The sequence below is a fragment of the Glutamicibacter sp. NPDC087344 genome (assembly GCF_044744225.1).
In the GTDB taxonomy this organism is placed as follows: Bacteria; Actinomycetota; Actinomycetes; order Actinomycetales; family Micrococcaceae; genus Glutamicibacter.
In genome coordinates this window covers 1-19,779 of record NZ_JBIUXY010000006.1, presented here as the reverse complement: position 1 = coordinate 19,779, position 19,779 = coordinate 1, and the positions used below count along the sequence as shown (strand labels likewise).

The following is a 19,779-nucleotide window of genomic DNA, read 5'->3' as shown; positions in this document are numbered from 1 at the left end:
AATGGCCGCCAGCCAGCGAGTTTACACACGCTGGCCAACGGCCATCATTGATGTAGCAGTAGGCTACTTGGCTTCGGTTGCCTCGGCTTCAACTGCCTCGGTCTCAACCTCGGCAGCCTCGTCCTCGCCTGCTGGCTTGACGAAGGAGGTCAGGTCCACAGCGGCACCGTTGGAGTCGGTGACGGTTGCGTATTCCAGGACCTTTGCCAGTGCCTTGCGGCGACGAACCTCGCCCAGCAGCATTGGAACCTGGCCGGCGCCGTCCAGCATCTGTGCGAACTGGTTTGGCTCCATGCCGTACTGGCCTGCGGTCTGAACGATGTAATCGATCAGCTCGGACTGCTCAACACCGATTTCTTCGGCGTTTGCCACTGCGTCCAGGATGATTTCGTTCTTGAAGGCACGCTCGGTGTTCTCGCGAACCTCTGCGCGGTGCTCTTCGGTGTCGTGGTCAGCCTCGGCGTTTGGCTGATCGAAGTGCTGTTCGATCTGCTCGGTGATGACCGACTCTGGCACTGGAACCTCAACCAGTTCCAGCAGCTTGTCCAGAACCAGATCGCGGGCCTCGACACCCTGCTCTACAACCTTGCCCTCTGCGGCGGACTTGCTCAGGTCTTCGCGCAATTCAACGATGGTGTCGAACTCGGAAGCCAGCTGTGCGAAGTCGTCGTTAGCTTCTGGCAGCTCGCGCTGCTTCACTGCGGTCACGACGACCTTGACGGTGGCAGGCTTGCCAGCGTGCTCGCCGCCAGCCAGCTCGGTTTCAAAGGTTGCGTCTTCGCCAGCGGACAGGCCGGTGATGGCCTCGTCCATGCCCTCAAGCATGTTGCCGGAGCCGATCTGGTACGACAGGCCCTGAGCGGAGTCAACCTCTTCGCCCTCAACCGAAGCGGTCAGGTCGATGGTGACGAATGCATCAGCAGCAGCTGGAGCCTCAACATCCTTCAGGGTGCCGAAACGACCGCGCAGGTCGTCCAGGGCCTTCTCGATGTCTTCGTCAGAAACTTCCTTGGCCTCAACAGAAACCTCGATGCCCTTGTAGTCAGGCAGCTCAACGTTCGGGCGGATGTCCACTTCGAGGGTGAAGACCAGCTGGCCTTCGCCTTCCTTCTCGATGGAAGGAAGCTCGGTGATGTCGACCTCTGGGCGCGACAGCGGGGTGAGCTCGTTTTCGACCATTGCGGCCTGGTAGTAGTCGTTCAGACCCTCGTTCACAGCGGTCTCGATGACGTATCCACGGCCGACACGCTGATCGATCAGGCGGGAAGGAACCTTGCCCTTGCGGAAGCCCGGGACCTGAATCTGCTGAGCGATAGTCTTGTACGCCTCATCGACGCGGGGCTTCAGTTCCTCGTAAGGGACTTCAACGGTCAGCTTAACCCGAGTCGGGTTGACGTTTTCGACGGCGCTCTTCACAGCGTTGTACTCCTGAGTTGTAATAATTAGGTCTAATCTGCAAAAAACCCCGCAACATGGTGGCGTTGCGGGGTTGTTTGACAGAGTCGGGGTGACAGGATTCGAACCTGCGACCTCACGCTCCCAAAGCGCGCGCTCTAGCCAAGCTGAGCTACACCCCGATTAGCAGTGATCAGTCTAACCTAAGTTTTCCTGTATCCACTAATCGTTTGTGATGCAGTCCGGGACTATTTCACTAGCATCCGAAGATCACAAGATCTAAATAATATTTAGCTCTCAAGTTTCATGTCCAAACGGATCAGATCCGCAGTCCATGAGTCGGGGTGACAGGATTCGAACCTGCGACCTCACGCTCCCAAAGCGCGCGCTCTAGCCAAGCTGAGCTACACCCCGTTGAATTCTCATGAAAAACGCTTCTCACTTGAATCAACACTTCGTGAATTCAGGTTTGGATTTGTTTATCCGCGCCTGACCACAAGAAATAAAGATACACGGGTTCCCGAGAAAAGCAAAATCGGGGCTCTCTGGTGAAAACCAGAAGGAAACCGCATGTTTCCGGGGATTTTCCGAGAAAATCATCCGATCCGCAGACTTTTTGGCTCCAGACGTGAGTTGAGTAACAGGAAAATCATTGATTATCGGATTGCCTGCGGGAAGCAGCACGGATGGCAAGTGAAACCTGACCAAAAAATCTAATTACCTCAAAGGCCGCGCTCGAACTTGCAAGGCCCAAGGATTGAAGTGCCGGCGAAATCCGACTTCAACCGATAAGAGCAACGCCCCGCCTGGTTCAGGAAGCGCCGAATACTCCTGAGCCCGCATGCCAGAACGAAGCTTGAACAAAAATTTTGATCAGAACACCGGCGAAGCTTGGACGATGGCAGTTCAAAGTAACGCTCGCCTTCCGCTATTGGCCCTGGAGCGAATCCTGATCGAAAAATTTGATCACCTCAAAGGCTGCGACCCAGCTTGCAGGCGTCCCTGCGATGTTGGGCCGACAAAAACTTGCCATAGACAACAGCCGAACAGTGACCCGAACCGTGAGCGACGACCCGAACTTGCCCGAGCCCCCTGCCGAAACGAAGCTTGAACAAAAATGTTGATCAGCACGCGGGCGAAGCTCAGGCAATGGGAATCCAAGTAATGCCCGCCTTCCGCTACTGGATCTGGAATGAATCCTGATCGAAAAATTTTGTCGCAAATGACACTCGCGAGCCTCCCCCGATGCGCTGCTCAGTTTCACTACAGCCACAACACCTCGACCCACGACCTTGTGCCCCAGCCATTGCTCGTCGAGGCTCGCAAATCAAGATTCTGCTTTTTGGACATCGCGCCGTGGATTCTGGCCTATCACGCCAAACGGCTTGGCCTAAGATCGGCCATCGGTAGCTTGAGACATCAAGGGCAATGGAAGGAATCACCATAAACTGCCTCGGCAGCCCGAATAGCCCCCAACTTGAGAGGTGAGACACGTTGGCCACATTTTGACTGAGGAACGGGCGACCGATGGAGAATGTGGGCTGATCAGACAATCCACAACGGGGGATGAAAAAGAGGCCTTGCAAATTACAAGGCCTCTAATTGGAGGGGATGACGAGAATCGAACTCGCGTCATTAGTTTGGAAGACTAAGGCTTTACCATTAAGCTACATCCCCATTTCGAAGCTGCGTCGCTTCGAACAAGTTCTAGTCTAGACCATAAAACTTGAGCATTGCAAATCGGGAAACCAGTCTCCGACTTGGGACGCATTTGCATAGCACCTTAGCAACCCCCATGAGACTAGAACACGCCGGCAATCTGAAACTAAACGATGAATTTCAGTTTGCCGGCGTATTGAACGGCTAGCCGCTTACTTTTTTACGCGGAAGACGTTGGCACTTCGGACACCAATACAACTTCCTGGCAGCAACTTCGGTAAGGGAAATTTTTGCCGAACATTTTCGGCACGCCATCCCCTGTCGCTGATAAACGTAATAGGCATTCTCAGGCCAGATCTCCCCTTCAGGATCTCGGTCCGCTGGAAGAGTGGTGATGATTTTTCCATCACGAACCCCGTCTTCCATCACCGATACGATGTCGGTCCACAGTTTTTTGGCTGCACGGGTGGAAAGTTCGTTGGCCGGAAGATCTGGCGAGATTTTGTTGCGGAATAGAGTTTCAGCTCGGTAGATATTTCCTACACCGCTGATGATGTTCTGGTTCATCAGCACGATTCCAATGGGAGACTTTGTGCGCAACAAGTTCTGACGAAACTCCGCATAGGCGACGTCAAGTAGTCGCTGCGCATCCGCCGCCACCGCTTGGCCCTTGGCCGCCCTGAACCTCGTGGCCGCACCGATCAGCGGATCCGGACCTAGCTTGGACAATTGTGTTTGAACTTGATCATGGTCTAGAACTTCACAAGCGGTAGGACCCCGCAGATCTGCCCATCCATGCTCAGAAACGATTCGTGCCCGTACGGCACCTACCGGTGCAGGCGGCCCGGTGTACTCCCCTGCGTCTTTCCGCGACTGTGTTTCTCGCTCGCCGATTTTTCGCGGCGCGCCAATCGATGACGCACCACTGAAGTAGCTATCGCCACCAAAGCTGAATGCGCCATAAAGTCCCAGGTGTACACGTAGGTACAAATCGTTGGAGAAGTGACAGAAAAGCTGCTTGCCTTTGGCGAAGGCGTATTCGAGTTGATGCCCGTCGATTCGTTGCGCGTCAACTTCGAACCGGCCCTGGGGTGAAGAAACGCTGACCGACTGGCCGCCAAATACGTCGTCGAATTGGCGGGCCAGTCGATGCAGGGAATGACCTTCAGGCACTGCTAGTCGATAACCTGACCGGTCGTTTCGTAGGTCGCAATTTTTCCGATGCGACGCACGTGACGCTCAGCATCGCTGAACGGCTCATTAAGAAAAGCTTCAATCAGTTCCGCGGCTTCTTCCACCGTATGCTGTCGGCCACCTACGGCAATGACGTTGGCATTGTTGTGTTCGCGCGCCAATTTAGCGGTGTCGAGGTTCCAGGCCAATGCCGCACGGATGCCTTCCACCTTGTTGGCAGCGATCTGTTCGCCGTTGCCCGAGCCGCCAAGTACGATACCCAACGCATCAACTCCCGCACGTTGATCAGCAACAACCGCCTTGGCGGCGTTGATGCAGAAAGCAGGATAGTCGTCTTCTGCGTCATAGGACTTCGGGCCGTGGTTGACCATCTCGTATCCCTTGGCCGTCAGTCGATTCACCAAGTAATCACTGAGTTCAAGACCTGCGTGGTCGGTGGCAATATGCACGCGCATCGTGTGGGGCCTCATTCGTTGTGGGCGTTTATGCTGTCATCTCTTAGTTTAGCGACCAACATACGCACCAAAGGTATTGAGTCGCTCGCCACCCCTTCAACTGCCAACTAACCGCAAATTAGCCTAGGTTCTCGTCATTACATGGGAAAATATGCGAAATATATGGATTCCTCCGGTCAAGGGGTTGCATACCGGACGGTGGTGGGTGCCACAATAGATCTAGATATTCAATATCCGTTTCAGAACTTCGGGTGAGGTGTTGCCTCACGAAGAATTGGAGAACCAATGCCAGGTATGAACCTCACTCGCGCTGAGGCCACCGAACGCGCCAACCTGATCAACGTTCAGTCTTACGAAGTGAACTTGGACCTCACTCAAGGTGAGAGAATTTTCACTTCACAGACTACCGTCAAATTCACCGGAACCCCGGGAACGTCGAGCTTCATCGACGCGGTCACCGACACGGTACGTTCGGTAACCCTCAACGGGGTTGAACTCGATCCAGCCGAAGTTTCCGACGGCATCCGAATCCAGCTGCCTAATCTCGCTGCTGAAAACGTGCTCACCATCGATGCGGATGCGCTGTACATGAACACCGGTGAAGGCCTTCACCGTTTCGTGGACCCGGTGGATCAGGAAGTTTACCTCTACACTCAGTTCGAAGTCGCCGACTGCCGCCGCATGTTTGCCGTCTTTGAACAGCCGGATCTCAAGGCAACCTTCCAGTTCTCGGTCACCGCGCCGAAGTACTGGAATGTGGTTTCCAACGCACCGACCCCGGAACCTGCCGCCAGCGGCGACAACGCCACGTGGGTTTTCCCGCCGACCCAGCGCATCTCTTGCTACATCACCGCGCTCATTGCTGGACCATACCAAGTAGCTCGTGATTCTTTGGTGTCCTCCAACGGGCGCACCGTGGAGCTCGGTGTTTTCGCTCGCGCCTCGTTGATGGAGTACCTCGATGTTGAGAACATCGTCACCATCACGCGTCAGGGATTTGAGTTCTTTGAGAAGAACTTCGGCACCGCCTACCCATTCGAGAAATACGACCAGCTATTCGTGCCCGAGTTCAACGCAGGGGCCATGGAAAACGCCGGTGCCGTGACCTTCCTGGAAGAATACGTTTTCCGCTCTCGTCCAACCGGTGCCATGGTGGAGCGTCGTGCCATCACGATCCTGCACGAACTGGCTCACATGTGGTTCGGCGACCTGGTCACCATGAAATGGTGGAACGACCTGTGGCTTAACGAATCGTTTGCCGAGTTCATGTCAACCCTGGCAGCGGCTCAGAACACCGAGTTCACCAGTGCGTGGACAACCTTCAACACCCTGGAAAAGAACTGGGCCTACCGCCAGGATCAGCTTCCATCCACTCACCCAATCGTCGCTCCCATCAACGACCTTGAAGACGTCGAGGTTAACTTCGACGGAATCACCTACGCCAAGGGCGCCTCGGTACTTCGCCAGTTGGTGGCATTCGTGGGCCAAGAGGAGTTCATGGCTGGTGTCCGTGAATACTTCAAGAAGCATTCCTGGTCCAACACCGAGTTGCCGGACCTTCTCAGCGAATTGGAAGCCGCCAGCGGTCGCGATCTCAGCCATTGGGGTGAATCCTGGCTGGAAACCGCAGGCGTCAACACCCTAACCGCCGACATCACCGAGGACGCCAGCGGAAAGATCACGTCCTTCGCTATTCGCCAGAGCGCTGTGGCGGACTACCCCACCCTTCGCCAGCACCGCCTAGCCGTTGGATTCTACTCGCTGGATTCCGAAGGAAAACTGCAGCGAGTGCACCGCGAGGAACTGGATATTGACGGCGAATCGACCGAGGTACCCGGACTCGTTGGCCTCCAGCGCCCGGATTTGGTATTGCTCAATGACGATGATTTGACCTACACCAAAATTCGTTTGGACGAGCGTTCGCTGGCGACCGCGAGCGAGCACCTCAAGGATTTTGTCCAGTCATTGCCACGCACCTTGGTTTGGTCTGCCGCATGGGATGCAGTGCGCGAAGCAGAATCTCCGGCGCGCACCTACGTCCAGCTGCTGCTGAACAACATCGGCCACGAGGTGGACTCGACCGTCATCATGGTGTTGCTGCGTCAGCTGAACACGTCCCTGGATTACTACGTGGCCGCAGAGCACCATCAGGAACTGAGCATCGCTGCCGCTGATCGCCTGTGGGAGCTGGCTACGACCGCCGAGGCAGGTTCGGATGCGCAGTTGCAGTTCGCCAAGGCCTTTGCCCACCGCGCCCGTACCGCAGCACAGCTTGATACGGTTCAGGCAGTATTCGACGAAGCAACCGTGTTGGAAGGCCTGAGCGTGGATACCGATCTTCGCTGGGCACTGGCCATCGCCTTGTCCGCCGGTGGCCGAATGGATGAAGCAGCACTGGATGCAGTGCTGGCCGCAGATGACACGTCCAAGGGCAAAGCCTCGTGGCACACGGCTCGCGCCGCGCGTCCCACAGCCGATGCGAAGGCCGCTGCATTTGCGGCGGCAACCAGCGCCAACCTGTCCAATGACCAGCAGAGCGCGGTCATCGCGGGCTTCAACATCGCTCACGATTCCTCACTGATTGCCGGCTACGCTTCGCAGTACTACGACCTGTTGCTCAACGCTTGGGAATCGTCGTCGCATGAAATGGCCAAACAGATCGTTTTGGGTTTCTATCCCAGCGCGAACGTCTCTGCCCAGACCCTGAAGGACACCGACGATTTCCTGTCCTCGCTGGGCGACAAGCACCCGGCCATGCGCCGCTTGCTCGTCGAGTCAAAGGCCGACGTTGCTCGCGCGCTGGCCGCCCGTGAAGCTGACACCCACGCCTAAACGCGAGTCGAGGTAAATCGTGGTGTGCCACTCGCCGTGTGCGAGATGGCACACCACGATTCTTTTAAAGGATGAAAGAATAGTTTTATGGACCTCTCACAGCACGACTACCGGGTCGGGATCGAATGGACGGGCAACCGCGGTTCAGGTACCAAGGATTACCGCGGCTACGGACGCGATCACACCGTCCGAGCACCCGGTCTGCCGGATCTGCCTGGGACCGCAGACCCCACGTTCCATGGGGATAAGGATCGCTGGAATCCGGAGCAGTTGCTGCTGGCGGCGCTCTCCCAATGCCACATGCTGTCTTATCTTCATGTGGCGGTGACTCGCGGGGTAGTCGTCACCGGCTACAGCGATGAATCCACCGGTACCATGCGCTTGAACCGCGACAACAGCGGAGAATTCACCCAGGTCGTATTGCATCCGCGGGTAGAGCTCGCCGATGAATCCCAACGCGCACTTGCCGATTCACTGCATCATGAGGCCAACAAAGTCTGTTTTATCGCACGGTCCGTGAATTTTCCTGTCCTGCACGAACCAGTCACGTTCTAGCCGACCACTTTTCAAGGATCTAACCCATGAGCGAACCACAATTTCTTCCGCAGGTCACACGCCGCGACCCCATGAGCAATCCCCTGGTGATGGGAAAATCCTCGCAAGAGTTCCTTGAGCTGGCGCAGGAGCCCGTTGATGTTTCCCAGTATGCCGGAACATTTTACGAGGAAGTCGGAGGTCGTGAAGTTTTCGCCCAACTGACCAAAAACTTTTATGACTCCGTTGCAGAGGACGAAGACTTCCGCCGGCTTTACCCCGAAGATGACCTGCGCCCAGCCCAGATCCGCCTGCAATTGTTTTTGGAACAATACTGGGGCGGCCCAACCACCTTCTCGGAACATCGGGGGCATCCACGACTACGGATGCGGCATAACAACTACCCGATCAATTCTCACTACCGCGATGTGTGGCTGGGTCATATGAACAAGGCCATTGATCAGTTGGAACTTCCGATGCTTCAGGCCGAAACCCTGCGCGACTACTTTGATCGGGCAGCGCATTCGCTCCAGAACACCCCGGATACTGTCTGATCCGTCCAAATAACAAGGGTGGGCTGAAAGTTTGGTTACTTTCAGCCCACCCTTGTTTTAGTCTCTAGCCAAGCAGTGAGGCTTTCCGGGTCAACACGTGACCACGCCCATTGCTGATGCGGGCCCAGCCACCGTTGCGAAAGACCGAACTTTCGCCACCAGGTGTGAGGAATCCCAGCGCCTGCATCGCAAAGGCAGCCCCCATGGGAAGCTCGTGTGCATCCTCGGTGATCGGAGAGGACCAAATCCGTTGTCGAATTTGGGCCACCACCGGTTTGCCAGGGTTCTCCGGCAATGCTTGGGCCACTGCGTCAATGCCGGCTTGGGCAGCGGCTCGCAGCAAGTCATCTGCAATGGATCCGTGATCAGTCCATCCCGAAACTGGCACCGAGATTCCTGCCCACCGCGGATTTTCCTCAACAGGCGGCAAGGCAAACTCAACGGAGCTCTCCCCCATCCGAGCCAGCCGGTCCTGAACCGAAGCCAGTGAATAACTGCTGGTCAACTCGGCTGGTTGCGCCAGTCGATGAACGCGCATGGCCAAGATGGTGTATTCGCCTTGACCGAGCTCAGCTGGCACCAACACCGGGACGTAGACGGCCAGGGCGGTGCCTCGTGCCATCAGTAGTGCTGCATCATCCTCAACGGTTTTGGCCCGACTAATAAAGTTCGCAAGATCCGTTACCGAAGTGCTGTCATCAAAAACTAAACCAGTGCTCGCCATGCGTTTATCGTCTCACGAGTCTTCGAGTTCCACGGTGTGCTTCAGCTGATGGCGTTATGAAGGGGTTGTGATCGTATAGTTGGACGGTGAGACCGTGCGTAAAAGACGTCGTGTGACGTATTTGATTCACGGTGTCTGCGTGGTCTCTTGATACGTACTACAAGGAGTCGAAAACGTGGCCGAAGAATTAGGCACCACCCAAATGCTGCTGGATTTGCTCAATTTAGATGGCGATGACCAAGCCCGCACCGACGAAGACATCTTTGTGGGTCACACCCCTTCGCACACCCTGGGTCGGGTTTTCGGCGGCCAGGTTCTAGCCCAGTCTGTTGTTGCGGCGACACGAACGGTTGAGCCGGAGCGTGCCGTCCATTCCCTGCACGGCTATTTCCTTCGTCCGGGTGATCCGAATCAAAACATCACCTTTGGCGTTGAGCGCCTGCGTGATGGCCGCTCTTTTTCTGCCCGCCGGGTTCACGCGTACCAGAACGGTGAACCGATCCTGTCGATGATCACCTCGTTCCAGGTGCCAGCCGAAGGCCTGGATCATCAGGATCCCATGCCGGTGTCCGCCCCGGAACCGGAATCCCTGCCGACAACTGCCGAGCTCATCGGACATATCGACCATAGCGTCGCCCGCGAATGGGCCTATCAGCGTCCATTTGACGTTCGGCACGTGAGCGACCCGATCTATCTTCCCGGAAGGTTCGAGAAGGCTCCGGAATCGGTGGTGTGGCTGCGGACCACCGCAAAATTGCCTGATGACCCGGCGCTGCACCGCGCGGCGCTGGCCTATGCCAGCGATTACATGTTGCTGGAGCCGGTCTTGCGCGCCCATGGCAAGAGCTGGGTTGAACCAGGATTGAGTGTCGCCAGCCTCGACCACGCGATGTGGTGGCACAGGGACTTCCGGGCCGATGAATGGCTGTTATACGTGTTGCATTCACCCTCTGCATCTTCGGCTCGGGGTTTGGGCACCGGTCAGTTCTACAACCGCGCTGGCCTGCTTGTCGCAACTGTCGCACAGGAGGGCATGGTCCGGCTCCCCCACGAGTCGCTGTGATCCTCAGCCGGTCAGGCCTTACCCCTGGCCGGCCCCGGCACAGCCGGCTCGCTTAGTGCCATGCAACGAAGAGCTGAGATCGTCATCGTCGGCGGCCTCGAGCCTGCGCGCACCAGCTCCCTCCTGCGCCAACTCGTCGTCCGGGTTCAAAAGTTTGCAGGCTTTCATCGACAGGCACCCGCATCCAATGCATCCCATGAGTCGGTCTTCAAGTTCCTCGATTGCCCTTCGGCGTGCTTCCAGTACACGCTTCCATTCCGCCGTAGCTCGCAGCCAATCGTTTTCAGACGGCATGGTGTTCATGGGCACTGGTTCCAGGGCGTGTTTGATGTCATGTAATGGAATCCCGAGCTTGCTGCCTACACTAATCAAGGAAATTCGCCGTAACATGTGCCGCGGATAACGGCGTTGGTTGCCAGCCGTTCGGGACGAGGAAATGAGTCCCAAATCCTCGTAATAGTGCAAGGCCGAGCGGGCGACTCCGGTGCGCTCACTGACCGAGCCGATGCTCAGCAATTCTTCTCCCAGCATCTGTGTCGAGTTTTCCCTCTCACTATCTGTGTTCATGATCACCACACTCCCGCTTGACCTCAAGTTTACTTGAAGTCTTAGGGTGGGGTCGTATAGATGGTTTAGATTCGGGGTAATCATCAACTCCGTACAACGCTGAATTGCCTACGGTGATCAGCAGAAGGAACAGTGAAAATGTCGAGTTTGTCTGACGACTTCCGGACGGCCTTCCGTCATCACCCTGCCGGTGTTGCACTGATTACCGCCACCGTGGACGGTATCCCCTACGGCCTGACGGTCTCTTCGCTGGCATCTCTATCGATCGACCCTGTTGCAGTGTCGTTTTCACTAACCAAAGAATCCGGGGCCGCGGGTGCGGTACTGTCGGCATCGAGCTTCATGATTCACCTACTGGGTGAAGATCATCACGACCTCGCGACGAATTTCGCGCAGCCCGGGGCACCACGTTTTACCGACGAGCAGGGTTTCACTTTTCTCCCCACGGGCGAACCGTACTTTCCCTTAGCTCCCGTAGCATTGCGTGCCAGCATGCATTCTTCGATCAGCGTTGGGGGCTCACGACTGATCGCCGCGGAGGTCCACGAGATTCTGAACGGCACACACCAGCAGCACCTGCTGCATCAGGACCGCCAGTACGTTCGCCTGTCGAACCTGATGGCGCAGTCACCTAAGAACTGAAGGCCAGGTCAGAGCACTCTGCCGACATGACAAAGGCCGCCACTTTCGTGGCGGCCTTTGGCAAACCCGGATTTTTAGCCGCGGGTCAGGCGGCGGTGGGTCACGCGGTGCGGCTTTGCAGCATCCGGGCCCAATCGGTCGATCTTGTTTGCTTCGTAGGACTCGAAGTTACCCTCAAACCAGTACCAGTTCGATGGATTTTCCTCGGTGCCCTCATAAGCCAAGATGTGTGTGGCAACTCGGTCGAGGAACCAACGATCGTGGGAGACCACGACAGCACAGCCCGGGAATTCCAGGAGTGCGTTTTCCAGCGACGAGAGAGTCTCAACGTCGAGGTCGTTGGTAGGCTCATCGAGCAGCAAGAGGTTTCCACCCTGCTTGAGGGTCAGCGCCAAGTTCAAGCGGTTTCGCTCACCACCGGAAAGAACGCCGGCCTTCTTCTGCTGGTCTGGGCCCTTGAAGCCGAATGCCGAAACGTAGGCACGCGAAGGCATTTCAACCTGGCCAACCTGGATATAGTCCAGGCCGTCCGAAACAACCTCCCACAGGCTCTTGTTCGGGTCGATGTTCTCGCGGTTCTGATCAACATAGGAGATCTTGACGGTCTCACCAACCTTCAAGTCACCTCCGTCGAGCTGCTCCATACCAACGATGGTTTTGAACAGGGTTGATTTACCAACACCGTTCGGACCAATCACACCAACGATGCCGTTACGCGGCAAGGAGAAGGACAGGCCTTCGATGAGGACGCGGTCTCCGAAGCCCTTCTTCAGGTCCTTGGCCTCGATAACGACCTGGCCCAAACGCGGGCCTGGTGGAATCTGGATTTCTTCGAAGTCCAGCTTGCGGGTGCGCTCTGCTTCCGCGGCCATTTCCTCGTAACGAGCAAGGCGGGCCTTAGACTTTGTCTGGCGGCCCTTGGCATTGGAACGGACCCATTCCAGTTCTTCAGCCAGGCGCTTGGCCAGCTTCTGATCCTTCTTGCCCTGAACCTCCATACGTTCGCGCTTCTTCTCCAGGTACGTGGAGTAGTTGCCCTCGTATGGGTGCAGACGGCCACGATCAACTTCACAGATCCATTCTGCAACGTGATCCAGGAAGTAGCGGTCGTGGGTCACGGCCAACACAGCACCCGGGTAAGCCGAGAGGTGCTGCTCAAGCCACAGTACAGACTCCGCATCCAAGTGGTTAGTTGGTTCGTCAAGCAGCAACAGGTCAGGCTTCTGCAGCAGAAGCTTGCACAGAGCCACACGTCGACGCTCACCACCGGAGAGGTGGGTAACCATTTCATCGCCAGGTGGGCACCGCAATGCATCCATTGCCTGCTCAAGCTGGTTGTCAATGTCCCAAGCGTCGGCAGCGTCAATCGCTTCCTGCAGCTTGCCCATTTCTTCCAAGAGCGCGTCGAAGTCGGCGCCTTCTTGAGCCATCTCTTCGGAGATCTCGTTGAAGCGCTGGATCTTCTCGTAGATCTCGCCAACACCTTCCTGGACGTTGCCCAGGACGGTCTTTTCTTCGTTCAGTGGTGGTTCCTGCATCAGGATACCGACCGAGTAACCAGGTGAGAGCCGAGCCTCACCGTTGGACGGGGTATCGATACCCGCCATAATCTTCAGGATTGTTGACTTACCAGCACCGTTAGGGCCCACGACACCAATTTTGGCGCCCGGATAGAACGACATGCTGACATCGTCAAGAATGACTTTGTCACCAACGGCCTTGCGAGCCTTGGTCATCGTGTAAATGAATTCCGCCATACCCTTAAGGCTAGTCGCTCGCAGGGCTCAAAACCCAATTCATTCAGCAGAAACTTCCCTGCACGGTGCTCGGATTCACAAAGTCCCCCCGAGCACCGTTACGGCGGACACTTTCAGGCAGCGTCGGTTTCCTCGCTGGCCCACACATTTTCTCCGCTGGACTGTTCCACAGAACGTGAACGGCCAGCAGCAGAAGAGTGTGTCATCCGATCTCCATCGCTGTTTTCGTTGCGAACTTTCGTGAACAGCGAGGTTCCGAACCGCAGATCATGTCCCAGCGAATACGCTTCGATGTCCGCACTGGTCCCCCTGGTGCCATCCGGACGGTCAAATTGGCGGATCTGAAGTTTGCCAAAAATCACCAGATGATCTCCCTGGGCGATTGACTCCATGACGTTTTCGGCTAGCGAACGGAAGGCAGAAACGGAGTACCAACTGGTACCTCCGTCGACCCACTGCCCGGTTTCGCCATCTCGTTTGCGTTCATGGGTTGCAACACGAAATTTCAGGACAGAAAGACCCTTGGGCGTAATGCTCAGTTGCGGTTCGGTCCCCACAATCCCCCGAATGGTCAATAGATCAGCCATGGTTCATTCTCCTTCGAATACGGCACCGGCGATTACCGGTTCCCCACCATGTTCCTTCTGAACACGGTCGGCTAGGCGCGGATGCCTCGAAATGTGGATAACCCGGATTCCGCTGGCTGGCGAAACGCGCCTAGCAGCAACATCACGATGATGACCACGCCCGGAAGAATCCAGCCGGACCAACCCAGAATGGACGCTTTCTGCGTATCAAGCATGGCTCCCATCACCACAAAAAGGGACACAAGTCCGGCACTGGCGTTAAAGATGCCGTGAGCCAGGGCTGCCGGCCAGACAGAGTTCGATTTGCTGCGAAGCCAGGCGAAAAACGCACCCACAATGATGCACATGCCGCACATGGAAATCACGCCCCCTGCGCCGTTTGCCAGTGGATAGTTGTATCCCAGCAGGATGAGCGGAGCGTGCCAAATGCCCCAGACGATACCCGAAATCAGGATGGCGGGAAGCTGGCCCAGGGGTTGCAAGCGCGGCCACAGCCACCCGCGCCAGCCGATTTCCTCGCCCAACGCCGGAAGCAAATTCACCAGTCCAGCAACAAGCAACAATCCGGCCTGCGCGGTCAAGAATCGAGCCAGGCCGTCTTGCGCTGAAACAATCCTCAAGACCGTAAAGTTCTGCAGGTCGCCGGGAAATACGCCGATCCATGAACCAATGAAGACTGCTTGGAGTATCAAAAATACTGGAATTACGATGGCCAGCAGGAGGGAGAGAAACCAGCGTGCTGGCCGATGAATGGGCCATATTCCAACATCCGATAAAAATCGTTTCAGGCGACCTTCGAGACACGAGACAATCAGTGCCGCGACACTGGGCGTCAGCATCATCGCCAGCGCGACCCACACAAATGAAGGCTCGGTCAGCCCTGCGCCAAACCACAGAGGCAATGCCACGAGCCACGCAAGAGAAATGCTCAGGAGACAAAAGACGACGGTTCCGCGTTTGCTGCCAAATTTCCACCGTTGCACATTAACCACACCTACTCAACACATTGAATCCCCTTACATGCTTCACCCTATCGGCTTAGAATCGCGTTTCACCCGATCTATAGGCTAAACTATTTTTCGGTTCCGCCTCCGTAGCTCAGCTGGATAGAGCAAGAGCCTTCTAATCTCTAGGTCGTGGGTTCGAATCCCGCCGGGGGCACCATCAAAAAACCGCCGTTCACTTGGTAAAACAAGTGAACGGCGGTTTTCTCTTTTGAACCGAAACCCGAATCTTTAGCGGAAATTACCACAGTTTTACCACAGTTAAGTTTTTTCAGGAGGCTCCGCCAAAGCGCTGCGCTCGCCGGTCAGCCAGAGAAATCACGTTATGTTCCGGCTCCGGATCAGGGGTCCAGTGACTCGTGAGCTTGTCGGCGACGTCCGTACGCATTTCATCCAGCACATGCTGGTACCGGGTCAACATGGAAACCTGCGACCAACCCAAGATCTCCATCACGACTCGTGGTTCAATTCCGAGCAGCAGAAGTGTAGTGGCAGCAGTATGCCGCCCATCATGCACTCGCCCCTCGGGCACTCCAGCCAGCTTTAGGAAATCCTTCCAGGCTTGCCAGTCGGAGCGATAATCTACGGGCATCCCGTTAGGTCGAGCAAAGACCAGATCATGCTCGACCTTCTTCTGGTCCACCCAAGCCACCCAGTCCTTCGACCTCTGCAGGAGCTGCACCTCTCGATGCACCTTCAGAGCGTGGACCAGCTGGGCCGGCATAGGCAAGCTGCGGTTTCCCGATTCGCTCTTAGGTGGACCCGAGAAGAACCCTCCGCTGTGGCGCTCTGGGCACCGCCAGGCAGATGCAAACCCGCATGACCAGGCATCATTCCCCTGCTGGGCGCATCCGTGCTTCCAAGGCAGCGTGTAGAGCTCGCGGGAAATCTTGATTCGACCCGCTTCGAAATCAATATCCGACCAGGACAAGCCCAGTGCCTCGCCCTGTCGTGGCCCAAGCATCAGGTTCAGCACCCAGCGCGCGCCATCATCCATGCCTACAGCGATCGCGAGCATGGACCGAACCTCGGCCGTCGTGTAAACCTGGGGCGTAAAGTCAGTTTTCCCGGAGACTTCGACCCGGAGCGCAGGATTCCTGGCTAACACTCCCCTGTTGACCGCCATATTGAGCGCTCGCCGGAGGACGCGGTGCAGCCCTTGGATGGTGCTAGCTGCGAGTGGTTCAGCTTTCCCCTGGTCAGTACGTCCACGCTGTCGGCTGTTTCGTGCGTCCGCGTAGAGCGTGTCGATGTCAGTGGGGGTGAGTTTGTCTAGACGCTTGCCTGCGAGCCGATGGGGCGGACGTAGTTGTCGATCTTGGATCGGTAGGCGTTGATGGTGCGTGGCCGCACATCTGCATTCGGAGCAATGACGTCCAGGTAGTGGTCCAGCCATTCGATGAGGCGTGGTGATTTGCTAAGGCTGACACTTTGGGCGGAGACTGCCTGGAGCGCAGACTTGAGCTTGGTAGCGCACTCCGCCCGGGTCTTCCCGTAGACGGACTTTCGAATAGACCGGCCGCTGGGCAGATACCCTGCAATGTAGTTGGATTGCCATTGGCCATTATTGCGCTGTTTGGGTGCTGACCCTTCATTGTTGTTGCGCCTGGACGTCTTGTCTGAGGTGGTCATGATTCCCTCCTTGGGGAAATTGTGTGCGCCAAATAAACCCCAGCACTGGGGTTACCGACGAGTTGTGGATAAAGGTTAGGCAATATGTTCGGATACTGGCCAGAGCTGCTGAATCTGGTCACCATCAAGGGCCTGGAGTCGATCGATTATTATCTGCTCGGTAACATCCAGTTCCTCCGCCATAACCTAGGGGTTCCGAGACCAGCCTGCCACTCGGTGTAGGTCCTCGAAGCTGACCAAGAAGCGGGCGGTCTCCAGGCATATCTGCCGCTCGACGGCCGGCAGTTGGCAGCCGTTGTGGCCGTGCTTGATGTGGAAGGCCTCGTGAGCGAGGAAGTATCGGCGCTCAACTGTCGTGAGTGCCGGGTCTATCCAAATGCGCCGGCCGTCCGTAGCGGCCACCGCATCTGGGTGTGGTCGATTCCAAATGATTACTACTTGGGCAAGTGTGCGCAACATGCCCCAAACGTTCTGCATACGCAGAATATATCTAACCTGAACCAAGAGTTCGAATATATGTTCTAATGATTTTGTGAGGTTCGCTCCTTGTTCTCGCGATTCTCAGGATTCGCTTAGTAGTGTGGTGGACAATGGATGGAATACTGTCGGGAGACAGTGGTATAAGACGTAAGCGATCTGGTAAGGAGTTCGAAATGGGCACTGGAATTCTTGGGCATGGTTATGAAGGTCGGAGCATTGACGAGTACATCTCTGACCTTCTTGCCTGGAATGTCCAGACTCTCGTTGATGTTCGCCTCAACGCGATTTCCCGCAAGAAGGGATTTTCTAAGCGAGCCCTTTCAGAAGCGCTGTCGAATGCGGGTATTACGTATTTGCACCGCCCCTCCCTGGGAAATCCAAAAGACAACCGAGACGGGTTTTGGAATCCAGGTTCTACTGCTGCCGAGGTTGCTCACGAGAACTTTCGAGCCACTTTGGAGAGCGAAGAAGCGCGAGGTGCCATTCAAGAGATAGCGCACCTGGCTAGCACCGAACAAATCGTTCTTCTGTGCTTCGAATCTGATGAGCGATGCTGCCACCGCGCTCTCGTTCGCGAGGCCGTCAATGACGAACTTTACCAACTAGCTACGGTCTAGCCGTTTGCACTGTAGATGCCGAGAACGTTGTAAGCCAGCGTTTTGGCCTTAAGGTTGCCAACAAAGAAAAGTGGCTCCTTCGCTGGGTTGCATCTAACGTCGAGGAATCGCTTGCGGATCTCTGAAATTGCCATCTCCTCAGGGCTTTCCCGATGCCTACGAGAGAATGCTTCCAATTCCCAGTCGATAAACGTTTGGTTATGTCCATTGCACGCGCTGGACATGCAGAGGTAGCTAAAGGCTGCCCTAAACCTTGGCTCTTCGAGCTTCCTCTTTGGTGGAAGGTTCTCTGAAAAGAGGTCTTCCTGGATGAAGGCAGCTTCGACATTTCTCTTCTGATCTTCAGTCCATCCTTCAAAGGGGATTATTACTAGATCCAGGATCTTTCGTGGTCGGATAACAGCTAACGAAGGATAGGTATCTGCGCCTCCCCCGGCACGTACTTTCGCCTGAATTTCGCACATGGTCCATCTGTCTGCCAGCGGAGCAATATACTTATTCCGATTCTGCCAACCTTGAACATTTCCACGATGGATAATGTTGGAGCGATCGGGCTTGTAACTTTCTGGGCGAAAGTCGCTCTGATTCGGAAGTACTGGCAGCTCGATAATCTCATACTTACTGAACTGATCCAGTTCAGCCATGCTCCGGAATGGTATGGGGTACAGACGAATCCATTTCATTTGATCGCCATCGACCCAAATTCCCGCAACACAGACTGTATCGCCGTAGGTCGCAGAGGGTTGGGGAATCGACTTGACGGTAACAAGTACCTTGGCAGTCTTGAATTGGCTTGTACCGCGATCCTTTGTGTACAGCGAGTGGTCCTCGTCAAACAGACTATCTCCGAACATTATTCGTCATCCTCACAATTCTCGTCATGCTCGCCAGTTTGTTCATCGTGTTGCTCGCGCTTTGTCTTCACCTTCGGATGCGCGGCCAACTGCTCTAACGGCGGGGCCGGGTACTTTTCAGCCTCGGCGCCGTGGATCTCGGTAATGCCGTAGCCCTCGGGCTCGGTCTTCTGTCCAGGGCGAGGGTCACTCGCGGACGCCACTGCTGGGAGTTGCGGAGGTGTGTTAACAGGGTCCGCTCGGGACTGCTGTTCATCAGTTCCACTTTCGCCGTCGCGCATAGCACTGACCAAGCCCATGATTAGTGCTTGATCGCGAATGCTAAATTCGGGGGAATTGCGAACAGCGTCCTCGACGGTGACTTCTGGAATTTCAAGATCCAGGCCCATACTGACCAGTGCCGCCTGTGCGACTTTCTGCTCTGAAACCATCAAAACAAGTGCCAACTTTCGAATGAGCGACCCCGTGACCGACACAAGCTCTCGGTTCTTAAGTCGAGAGAAGTCCGAAGTTGTTATGTCAGTATCAAGCTTCGCGGCTCGCCTTCCGAGGTCTCGGTCGGACCAGCCGTTCTTTTCCTGGACGCTCTTGATCAGATCGGCCAGTGTTTGCATGCTGTTCACGAGCTCAGCTTCTCCCGGAAAACGAAAATGGCGAAATGGCGTGGACACTCAGTGAACACGAAAGGTGGACACCAAGAACTCTACAAGTTTTTCGCCAAAAAACGTTGCGCCACATGGGATGTGACGAAACTAGGTGCCTGATGGAATTGACGAGTGGATACTAGAGCAATTAAATGAGTACAGAAAATGAGCATCATGAGTAGAAATAGAATACAGAAATGAGCATTGGCTCTATCGATATTGGAGAGCTCTGGATGGAGGGTCGAGAACTAGAAATGCTGCAGTGCCTGAAGACCGTCAAGAAGGTGTCGAACCGAGATCTGGCGAAAATTGCAGGCTACAAGTCGCATTCCTACATGAACGAGATCATGAAATGAGATGCAACGGAAACCCACATTCTAGCGAAAACTACCGCAATTTCACCACAGTCAAGATGATCAGGATACTTCGCAAGAGTCGTATGCTGATCGGTCAATCAAGAAGTTGAGTGTAGTTGCCGAACCGGGAGATACCGTTATCTTGTTGACAGCCCCTAAAAGAGGATCATAGGGACTGTCGGCCGACCAGCCTCGGCATGGTGTCTTGCCCCTGTCCAACCAATGATCC

Annotated in this window: 19 protein-coding genes and 4 tRNA genes; 8 read left to right on the top strand and 15 right to left on the bottom strand. The window is 55.7% G+C overall.

The window, feature by feature from the left end; translation table 11 throughout:
• Positions 1 to 63 precede the first annotated feature (63 nt).
• From tig to ACIOWL_RS11970, 6 genes are all read right to left on the bottom strand, one after another.
• Complete coding sequence (gene tig, locus ACIOWL_RS11995) at positions 64 to 1,416, bottom strand: trigger factor (RefSeq protein WP_400385188.1); 1,353 nt, start codon at positions 1,414 to 1,416, stop codon at positions 64 to 66.
• Positions 1,417 to 1,502: 86 nt separating this feature from the next.
• Positions 1,503 to 1,577, bottom strand: a tRNA-Pro gene (locus ACIOWL_RS11990).
• A gap of 157 nt (positions 1,578 to 1,734) precedes the next feature.
• Positions 1,735 to 1,809 (bottom strand) — tRNA-Pro (locus ACIOWL_RS11985).
• 1,189 nt (positions 1,810 to 2,998) lie between these two features.
• Positions 2,999 to 3,072, bottom strand: a tRNA-Gly gene (locus tag ACIOWL_RS11980).
• Between the two features lie 186 nt (positions 3,073 to 3,258).
• Complete coding sequence (locus ACIOWL_RS11975; protein WP_400385185.1) at positions 3,259 to 4,227, bottom strand: Fpg/Nei family DNA glycosylase; 969 nt, start codon at positions 4,225 to 4,227, stop codon at positions 3,259 to 3,261.
• A gap of 2 nt (positions 4,228 to 4,229) precedes the next feature.
• A complete protein-coding gene (locus tag ACIOWL_RS11970; protein WP_400385182.1) occupies positions 4,230 to 4,703 on the bottom strand; it encodes a ribose-5-phosphate isomerase in 474 nt (157 codons plus the stop codon).
• Positions 4,704 to 4,988: 285 nt separating this feature from the next.
• Between ACIOWL_RS11970 and pepN the strand changes: the two genes are divergently transcribed.
• The 3 genes from pepN to ACIOWL_RS11955 all read left to right on the top strand — a co-directional run bounded on the left by pepN (position 4,989) and on the right by ACIOWL_RS11955 (position 8,623).
• On the top strand, positions 4,989 to 7,535 hold the full coding sequence (gene pepN / locus ACIOWL_RS11965; protein ID WP_400385179.1) for an aminopeptidase N: 2,547 nt from the start codon (positions 4,989 to 4,991) through the stop codon (positions 7,533 to 7,535).
• Positions 7,536 to 7,622: 87 nt separating this feature from the next.
• Positions 7,623 to 8,090, top strand: coding sequence for an OsmC family protein (locus tag ACIOWL_RS11960; RefSeq protein ID WP_400385176.1), 468 nt, complete (start codon positions 7,623 to 7,625; stop codon positions 8,088 to 8,090).
• A 26-nt stretch (positions 8,091 to 8,116) separates the two neighbouring features.
• Positions 8,117 to 8,623, top strand: a complete 507-nt coding sequence (locus tag ACIOWL_RS11955) for a globin (RefSeq protein ID WP_400385173.1) — start codon at positions 8,117 to 8,119, stop codon at positions 8,621 to 8,623.
• A gap of 64 nt (positions 8,624 to 8,687) precedes the next feature.
• On the opposite strand, the gene ACIOWL_RS11950 is transcribed toward ACIOWL_RS11955, so the two are convergent.
• Entirely contained in the window at positions 8,688 to 9,347 is a 660-nt protein-coding gene (locus ACIOWL_RS11950; protein WP_400385170.1) for a hypothetical protein, read from the bottom strand.
• Between the two features lie 175 nt (positions 9,348 to 9,522).
• Between ACIOWL_RS11950 and ACIOWL_RS11945 the strand changes: the two genes are divergently transcribed.
• Entirely contained in the window at positions 9,523 to 10,410 is an 888-nt protein-coding gene (locus ACIOWL_RS11945) for an acyl-CoA thioesterase (RefSeq protein WP_400385167.1), read from the top strand.
• 18 nt (positions 10,411 to 10,428) lie between these two features.
• Here the strand turns inward: ACIOWL_RS11945 and soxR are convergent, their stop codons facing one another.
• Complete coding sequence (gene soxR / locus ACIOWL_RS11940) at positions 10,429 to 10,977, bottom strand: redox-sensitive transcriptional activator SoxR (protein ID WP_400385165.1); 549 nt, start codon at positions 10,975 to 10,977, stop codon at positions 10,429 to 10,431.
• 138 nt (positions 10,978 to 11,115) lie between these two features.
• Here soxR and ACIOWL_RS11935 point away from each other — a divergent pair, with 138 nt between their 5' ends.
• On the top strand, positions 11,116 to 11,619 hold the full coding sequence (locus tag ACIOWL_RS11935; RefSeq protein WP_400385162.1) for a flavin reductase family protein: 504 nt from the start codon (positions 11,116 to 11,118) through the stop codon (positions 11,617 to 11,619).
• Positions 11,620 to 11,693: 74 nt separating this feature from the next.
• Here the strand turns inward: ACIOWL_RS11935 and ettA are convergent, their stop codons facing one another.
• The 3 genes from ettA to ACIOWL_RS11920 all read right to left on the bottom strand — a co-directional run bounded on the left by ettA (position 11,694) and on the right by ACIOWL_RS11920 (position 14,871).
• The gene (ettA, locus tag ACIOWL_RS11930; protein ID WP_400385159.1) at positions 11,694 to 13,376 is read right to left on the bottom strand and encodes an energy-dependent translational throttle protein EttA; all 1,683 of its coding nucleotides are present in this window, start codon (positions 13,374 to 13,376) and stop codon (positions 11,694 to 11,696) included.
• A 113-nt stretch (positions 13,377 to 13,489) separates the two neighbouring features.
• Entirely contained in the window at positions 13,490 to 13,963 is a 474-nt protein-coding gene (locus ACIOWL_RS11925) for a single-stranded DNA-binding protein (RefSeq protein WP_400385156.1), read from the bottom strand.
• 71 nt (positions 13,964 to 14,034) lie between these two features.
• Positions 14,035 to 14,871: a lysostaphin resistance A-like protein gene (locus ACIOWL_RS11920; RefSeq protein WP_400385153.1), complete on the bottom strand. Its 837-nt coding sequence runs from the start codon at positions 14,869 to 14,871 to the stop codon at positions 14,035 to 14,037.
• A gap of 179 nt (positions 14,872 to 15,050) precedes the next feature.
• Between ACIOWL_RS11920 and ACIOWL_RS11915 the strand changes: the two genes are divergently transcribed.
• Positions 15,051 to 15,127, top strand: a tRNA-Arg gene (locus ACIOWL_RS11915).
• A 111-nt stretch (positions 15,128 to 15,238) separates the two neighbouring features.
• On the opposite strand, the gene ACIOWL_RS11910 is transcribed toward ACIOWL_RS11915, so the two are convergent.
• Positions 15,239 to 15,985: a site-specific integrase gene (locus tag ACIOWL_RS11910; RefSeq protein ID WP_400385150.1), complete on the bottom strand. Its 747-nt coding sequence runs from the start codon at positions 15,983 to 15,985 to the stop codon at positions 15,239 to 15,241.
• Between the two features lie 254 nt (positions 15,986 to 16,239).
• Positions 16,240 to 16,599 carry a hypothetical protein gene (locus ACIOWL_RS11905; protein WP_400385147.1) on the bottom strand — a complete coding sequence of 120 codons (360 nt, stop codon included), beginning with the start codon at positions 16,597 to 16,599 and terminating at the stop codon, positions 16,240 to 16,242.
• Between the two features lie 653 nt (positions 16,600 to 17,252).
• Between ACIOWL_RS11905 and ACIOWL_RS11900 the strand changes: the two genes are divergently transcribed.
• Positions 17,253 to 17,696 carry a DUF488 family protein gene (locus ACIOWL_RS11900; protein ID WP_400385144.1) on the top strand — a complete coding sequence of 148 codons (444 nt, stop codon included), beginning with the start codon at positions 17,253 to 17,255 and terminating at the stop codon, positions 17,694 to 17,696.
• Here ACIOWL_RS11900 and ACIOWL_RS11895 read toward each other — a convergent pair.
• Positions 17,693 to 18,340 (bottom strand): hypothetical protein, encoded by a 648-nt coding sequence (locus ACIOWL_RS11895; RefSeq protein ID WP_400385141.1) that lies wholly within the window; start codon positions 18,338 to 18,340, stop codon positions 17,693 to 17,695. The two genes, ACIOWL_RS11900 and ACIOWL_RS11895, sit on opposite strands and share 4 nt — an antisense overlap.
• Positions 18,341 to 18,549: 209 nt before the next feature.
• Positions 18,550 to 19,173: a hypothetical protein gene (locus tag ACIOWL_RS11890; protein WP_400385139.1), complete on the bottom strand. Its 624-nt coding sequence runs from the start codon at positions 19,171 to 19,173 to the stop codon at positions 18,550 to 18,552.
• A 218-nt stretch (positions 19,174 to 19,391) separates the two neighbouring features.
• On the opposite strand from ACIOWL_RS11890, the gene ACIOWL_RS11885 reads away from it, so the two are divergent.
• Positions 19,392 to 19,550 carry a hypothetical protein gene (locus ACIOWL_RS11885; protein ID WP_400385136.1) on the top strand — a complete coding sequence of 53 codons (159 nt, stop codon included), beginning with the start codon at positions 19,392 to 19,394 and terminating at the stop codon, positions 19,548 to 19,550.
• Positions 19,551 to 19,779 lie beyond the last annotated feature (229 nt).